The sequence below is a fragment of the Frankia sp. CcMO1 genome, from assembly GCF_977945845.1.
Genome location: NZ_CDWTMG010000180.1, coordinates 4,053 through 10,957 on the forward strand (window position 1 = coordinate 4,053; position 6,905 = coordinate 10,957).

General features: G+C 71.7%; 5 protein-coding genes. All 5 read right to left on the minus strand.

Going from position 1 to position 6,905, the window contains the following annotated elements; genetic code table 11:
* On the minus strand, nucleotides 1-725 hold a 725-nt coding region (locus AC08OU_RS18125; protein WP_476605381.1), incomplete at its 3' end, for a DUF262 domain-containing protein.
* Nucleotides 726-913: 188 nt separating this feature from the next.
* The gene (meaB, locus tag AC08OU_RS18130) at nucleotides 914-1,993 is read right to left on the minus strand and encodes a methylmalonyl Co-A mutase-associated GTPase MeaB (protein ID WP_476605382.1); all 1,080 of its coding nucleotides are present in this window, start codon (nucleotides 1,991-1,993) and stop codon (nucleotides 914-916) included.
* Between the two features lie 38 nt (nucleotides 1,994-2,031).
* Complete coding sequence (gene scpA, locus AC08OU_RS18135; RefSeq protein ID WP_476602083.1) at nucleotides 2,032-4,305, minus strand: methylmalonyl-CoA mutase; 2,274 nt, start codon at nucleotides 4,303-4,305, stop codon at nucleotides 2,032-2,034.
* Nucleotides 4,305-6,251, minus strand: coding sequence for a methylmalonyl-CoA mutase family protein (locus tag AC08OU_RS18140; protein WP_476602082.1), 1,947 nt, complete (start codon nucleotides 6,249-6,251; stop codon nucleotides 4,305-4,307). The genes scpA and AC08OU_RS18140 overlap by 1 nt, the downstream gene beginning before the upstream one ends.
* Nucleotides 6,252-6,343: 92 nt before the next feature.
* Nucleotides 6,344-6,905: endonuclease domain-containing protein (locus AC08OU_RS18145; RefSeq protein WP_476605383.1), on the minus strand; the 562-nt coding region annotated here is incomplete at its 5' end.

Here is a 6,905-nt window from a genome sequence, read left to right on the forward strand (position 1 = left end):
TTCATTACGTCCCCACAGAAGCGAAGCACCACCTCACGATCGATCATCCGCCGCTGCCTGCCCAGTGCCCCGGTGGTGGCGATCGAGAATTCCGGGAGAGCGGTCAAATCGCGAAGGAAATCACGGCTACGCTTCTTGCTCATACAGTGCCGAATTTCCTGGGCATTCAGCGGCGTACCACCCGTGTTAATCCGGCGGAAGATATCGTACATGACGGGCCGCGGCGTCGAGGGATCGATGACGTTCGCGACAATCTGAGTGTTGTTAAGGCGACGACGCCAAAGCGCGGGAAGATCCTCGAATCTCTTCCCGATCACATCCCTGATGTACTCCAGTCCCTCCAGGGAGAAACCCCCGGCGCCCTCCCGTCCACCCCGGACGAAATCGTAGACGGTGGTCAGCCGCTGGACGCCGTCGACCACTCGCAACGTCCCGTCCTTGTCCTCCGCGAAATAAAAGGCAGGCAGCGGGATCTGGAGCAGAACAGACTCAATGAGCTGTGCCTTCTGAACCGGCTTCCATACCTTCAGACGCTGAAAATCCGGCGCCAGGTCGAGGGAGCCCTCGTCGATGGCATCGAGCATGTTACGCAGGGAAAAGCTCTTCGTACTTACCCGGATGCTCTCGGGATTCCAGGGCCGGTCAATGTCCTGGAAACCGGTCTCCTGCTCTTCCTCGACATCCAGCGGCGTGTTGCCTTCGTACTCGACGACGACCGCGCTCACCGGCTCCACCCGCGTACTCCGTTTCCAGCCGTCACGATCGGTAGACGCCGTTCCCGGGCGCCGTTCCCCACCTCAGCCAGGTCGCCCTGTCGCAGGCGGGCCCGCGCAGGGTGACCATACCCCGGTGGGCGTCCCGGCGGATGTGGTCCATCGCGGGTCGTCGGCCGGCCAGGCTACTCCAGTCTGGCTCAGTGCCCGGGGTCGGAGGGTGCCGCAGCGTCGGAGGGTGCCGCGGCCCGGCCCTCGTGGGCGGCCAAGCCGTCATGCGCGGCGAGGCCGTCATGCGCGGCGAGGATGGCGTCGGCGGCCAGACTCGGGGGGAGGGTGCCGTCGCGGACCCGCCGTTCAAGGTCCGGAGTGATCTCGCGGACCCCCGGATCGGCCCGCAGGCCAGCGAGCAGCCGATCGTGGACCATCGCCCACATCCAGTCGACCTGCTGGCGGCGCCGGCGGGCGGCGAGTTCGCCGGAGGCGTCGAGGGTGTCCTGATGCTTGACGATCTGCGCCCAGATGGTGTCCAGCCCCGTCCGCTCCACCGCGCTGCACGTCAGCACCGGGGTGTTCCAGTCCCGGGGACCGGCGGAGCCCTGCAGCAGCCGCAGCGCGCCGGCGAGTTCCCGGGCGGCACGGCGGGCGTCGAGCTCGTGCGGCCCGTCGGCCTTGTTCACCGCGATGACGTCGGCGAGCTCCAGCACCCCCTTCTTGATGCCCTGGAGCTGATCCCCCGTCCGGGCCAGGGTCAGGAACAGGAAGGTGTCGACCATGTCGGCGACGGTCGTCTCCGACTGGCCGACGCCGACCGTCTCGACCAGGACGACGTCGTAGCCCGCCGCCTCCATGACGACCATCGCCTCGCGGGTCGCCTTGGCGACGCCACCGAGCGTCCCCGCGGTGGGCGAGGGCCGGATGAACGCCGCCGGATCGGTGGACAACGCCGCCATCCGGGTCTTGTCCCCCAGGATGCTGCCGCCGGTACGCGTCGAGGAGGGGTCGACGGCGAGCACCGCCACCTGGTGCCCCTTCCCGGTGAGCATGGTGCCCAGCGCGTCGATGAACGTCGACTTGCCCACCCCGGGCACCCCGGTGATGCCGATCCGACGGGCCTTGCCCGCGTGCGGCAGCAACGTCACCAGCAGCCGCTGCGCGAGCTCCTGGTGGTCGGGCCTGGTGGACTCGACGAGGGTGATGGCCCGCGCGATCCAGGTCCGCGACGAGGCCAGCACCCCGTCGGCGTACTCGCCCGGATCGATCGGTCGTCGGGTCACCATGCCGGATAGCATGCCGGATCTGCCGTCACTCGGGCGGGTCAGGCCGCGGGGTGAGCGGGATGAGCGGGATGAGCGGGATGAGCGAGCTGGGCCGACAGGGCCGCGAGCAGGTCCAGCGCGGCGTCGGCGATGACCGTGCCGGGCGGGAAGATCGCGGCGGCGCCCGCGGCCCGCAGCTCGTCGAAGTCGCCGGGGGGGATGACCCCGCCGACCACGATGAGGATGTCGGGCCGGTCGAGCGCGGCAAGCTCCTCGCGCAGCGCGGGCACCAGGGTGAGGTGGCCGGCGGCCAGCGATGACACCCCGATGATCTGCACGTCGGCCTCGACGGCCTGGCGGGCGACCTCGGCCGGGGTCTGGAACAGCGGGCCGACGTCCACGTCGAAGCCGAGGTCGGCGAACGCGGTGGCGATCACCTTCTGGCCGCGGTCGTGACCGTCCTGGCCCATCTTCGCGACCAGGATCCGGGGCCGGCGACCCTCGGCACGTTCGAAGGCGGCGGCGGCCTCGCGGGCGGCGACGATGTTGCCGGCAGGTCCCGCCTCGTCCCGGTACACCCCGGAAATGGTACGGATCTGGCCCGCGTGACGCCCGTAGACCTTCTCCAGCACGTCGGAGATCTCCCCGACCGTCGCCTGAGCCCGGGCCGCGTCGACGGCGAGCGCCAGCAGGTTCTGCTCCAGCCCGGGACCGCGGCGCCCATCGCGGGCCGCGTCGGCCGCCGCGGTCAGGGCGTGCAGCGCCGCCTCCACCGCGGCCGGGTCACGGTCGGCGCGCAGCCGGCGCAGCTTCTCGATCTGCTCGGCGCGCACCGCCGAGTTGTCGACCTTGAGCACCTCGATGGCCTCGTCCGCGTCGACGCGGTACTTGTTCACCCCGATCAGCGGCTGGCGGCCGGAGTCGATGCGGGCCTGGGTGCGGGCGGCGGCCTCCTCGATGCGCATCTTCGGGATCCCGGCGTCGATGGCCTGCGCCATGCCGCCCGAGGCCTCGACCTCGTCGATGTGCTCCCAGGCCCGGCGGGCCAGGTCGTGGGTGAGCCGCTCGACGTAGTAGCTGCCGCCCCACGGGTCGATCACCCGGGTGGTGCCGGACTCCTGCTGGAGCAGCAGCTGGGTGTTGCGGGCAATGCGGGCCGAGAAGTCCGTCGGCAGGGCCAGCGCCTCGTCGAGGGCGTTGGTGTGCAGCGACTGGGTGTGCCCCTGGGTGGCGGCCATCGCCTCCACGCAGGTGCGCACCACGTTGTTGAACACGTCCTGGGCAGTCAGCGACCAGCCCGAGGTCTGCGAGTGGGTCCGCAGCGACAGCGACTTGGCGCTCTTCGGGGTGAACTGGTTGACCAGCCGCGACCACAGCAGCCGGGCCGCGCGCAGCTTGGCGACCTCCATGAAGAAGTTCATGCCGATCGCCCAGAAGAACGACAGCCTTGGTGCGAACGCGTCGATATCCAGCCCCGCGCCCAGCCCCGCCCGGATGTACTCGACCCCGTCGGCCAGGGTGTAGGCCAGTTCCAGGTCGGCCGTCGCCCCGGCCTCCTGCATGTGGTAGCCGGAGATCGAGATCGAGTTGAACCGCGGCATCCGCTGCGAGGTGAACGAGAAGATGTCCGAGATGATCTGCATCGACGGCTGCGGCGGGTAGATGTAGGTGTTGCGGACCATGAACTCCTTGAGGATGTCGTTCTGGATGGTCCCGGCGAGCTGCCCCGGGGCCACCCCCTGCTCCTCGGCCGCGACGATGTAGAGCGCCAGCACCGGCAGCACGGCGCCGTTCATGGTCATCGACACGCTCATCTTGTCCAGCGGGATACCGTCGAACAGCTGGCGCATGTCGAGGATGGAGTCGATGGCGACGCCGGCCATGCCGACGTCGCCGGTGACCCGCGGGTGGTCGCTGTCGTAGCCGCGGTGGGTCGGCAGGTCGAAGGCGACCGACAGGCCCTTCTGCCCGGCGGCGAGGTTGCGCCGGTAGAAGGCGTTCGACGCGGCGGCGGTGGAGAACCCGGCATACTGGCGGATGGTCCACGGCTGGGTGACGTACATCGCCGGGTACGGGCCGCGCAGGAAGGGCGCGATCCCCGGGTAGGTGCCCAGGAAGTCCAGGCCCGCGGTGTCGGCGGCAGTGTAGAGCGGCTTCACCGCGATGCCCTCGGGGGTATCCCAGGTCAGCGCGTCGGCGTCCTTACCGGTCGCCGCCTCCAAGGCGGCCCGCCACTCACCTTCCGCCGCGTCCGCCCCGGCCGGCGTGGTGCCCAGCTCCACCGCGGAGAAGTCCGGGATCATCGGGGCACGTTGCGAGCTGTCCGTGGACATCAGGCCACCCCAACCTCGGCGAGCGTCGCCCGCAGCACGGCGACGGCATTGCATCCAGTGAACACGTAGCCGTCGATGCCCGCGGCGGCATCGGTCTGCGCGCGCGCACCGGCCTGGCCCGCGAGCCACACCCGGCTCGCCCCGACGGCCCGCAGCGCCTCGGCGACCGGCCCGGCGTGCTCGGCGTACACCTTGTCGGCCGAGCACAGGCAGGCCACGGTGGCCCCGGAGGCGCTGAACGCCGCCGCGATCGACGCCGGGTCCGTGCCCGGGCCGGACGTCGGAGTCTCGAACCCGCCCGCCTGGAACAGGTTGGCGGCGAAGGTGGCGCGCGCGGTCGAGGCCGCCGCGCTGCCCAGGGTGGCCAGGAAGACCACGGGCCGGCCGCCCGTCGCCGCCAGGTGCGCGTCGGAACGGGCGCGCAGCTCCTCGAAGGTGAGGTCGTAGGTGAGCTCCGGCAGCCCGGCGCCCACCGCCGTGGCGGCCTCCCCGCCGACGCCGGCGGGGCTCGCGGCGGGCACGGGGCTCACGGCGGGCACGGGGTGCCGCTCGGGGAGGTTCTCGCCCAGGTTCGGGAACTCGCTCACCCCGGTGATCGGTTCCCGCCGGTGGGCGATCGCGTCGGAGCGCGTCGCCCAGGTGGCCGCGATCCGCTCGGCGACGAGCCCGGACCGCAGGCCGGCGACGATCCCGCCGGTCCGCTCGATCTCGGTGAACCAGGCCCAGGCCTCCTCGGCGAGCTCGGCGGTGAGTGACTCGACGTACCAGGAGCCGCCGGCCGGGTCGGTCACCCGGATCAGGCTCGACTCCTCCTGCAGGAGGGTCTGGGTGTTGCGGGCGATCCGGCGGGAGAAGTCGTCGGGCCGGCCGAGGCGCGTGTCGAACGGCAGGACGGTGACCGCGTCGGCGCCGCCGACACCGGCGCCGAAGCAGGCCAGCGTCGTGCGCAGCATGTTCACCCAGGGATCCCGGCGGGTCATCATCGCCGCCGAGGTGACCGCGTGCTGGCGCTGGGCCCGGTCGGCCGGCTCGGCGCCGCACACCTCGGCGACCCGTGACCACAACCGGCGGGCGGCCCGCAGCTTCGCGATCGAGGAGAACTGATCGGCGGTGACCGCGTAGCGAAACTCGATCTGGGCGAGCGCCTCGGCAAGGCTCAGGCCGGCCCCGGTGAGCTCCCGCAGGTAGGCGACGCCGGTGGCCAGTGACGCCCCGAGTTCCTCGGCGTCACTGCCACCCGCGCGGTGGTAGGGCTGGGCGTCGACGACGAAGGCGCGGATCCCGGGGAACTCCCGCACGCACCGGCCGGCGAGCGACACCGCCTCGGCGAGGCCCACCGGGCCGTCGGCCGGCAAGCCGGTCCGCGCGGCCAGACCGATCGGGTCGGCGCCGAGGCTGCCCGTGAGCTGCGAACCGGGCAGGCCGCGGGCGGCGGCGAGGCCGAAGAACTCCTCGGCGGCCGGGGCGGTGAGCTCCCCCGCGTCCAGCACGATCGGCGCGAGGTCGAGGTAGACCTCGCGCAGCACCGCGCCGAGCCCGCCGATCGGCAGACCGGCGGGCCCCAGCCGCAGCCAGAGCGAGGTAGCGCCGTTCTCCAGATCGGCGAGGACCGCCTCGGCGACGAGCGTGGCATCGGGGTTGTCATGCAGCGCGCGGACATCCCAGCCGCCGGTGCCCGCGCCCTGCGCCCGCCCACCCCGCACGAACGGGGCGAGCCCCGGCAGGCCCACCCCGCCGGCGGGGGCGTTCTCGGCGGTGTAGAGCGGACGGATCCGCGGACCGTCATAGGTCCGCGTGGCCAACAGCTCCTCGACTTCGCCGGGAGTAGTCGCCTCGGTCGCCACGCCAGACTTACGCAGCACCTGCAGGACGAGCGTCTGCCAATCGGCGCGCGTCGCCTCCGGAAAGTCTGCGGCCAGCGACAACCCGGCCGATGGAACGCTCATGTTCCGGATCGTAGGCCCGGGGGGCCCAGGCGGCCTGGAATGTACTTCCCGTCACAACACCTTGCGCGCGTTTCGCCGGATCGTGTCCCTGCTCACGATGCCCGCAGCCGCTCAGCCACCGCGGCTGTGCCGGCGGCGGACGCCTCAGCGGCCACTCTGGACGCCTCGGCCCGCTCGGCCGCCCGCGCCGCCAGGACCCGGGTCACCGCCGAGACGACCCGCTCCGGATGCCAGGTCACGTCGGCCACGCTGAACCGCAGCACCGTCCAGCGCAACGCGGCGAGGATGTTGCCGCGGTGACGGTCCTGGTAGATCATCGCCGGCGGGCTGGTGGCCGAGAAGGTGTCCGCCTCCACGTCGAGTCGCTGCGCCGGCCAGGCAAGATCCAGCCGGGTGATGATCTGACCGGTCCCGTCCCTGACCGGCCACTGCAATTCCACGGGCGCGAGCCCGTTGTCGGCCAGCAGCAGCCGCAGCCGGGTCTCCAGGGGGTTCTCGGCCCGGCCGTCGGCCAGCGACCACCAGTCGGTCGTCTGCCGGAAACCGCGCCGCCCCTCGGCGGCCGCCCGCGCCCACGCCAAGCTCGGCACTAGGGCCTGTTTGGGAAGTTTATCGGGGCAGCCATTCGTTGATCGCGGCGATGGTGACTGTTGC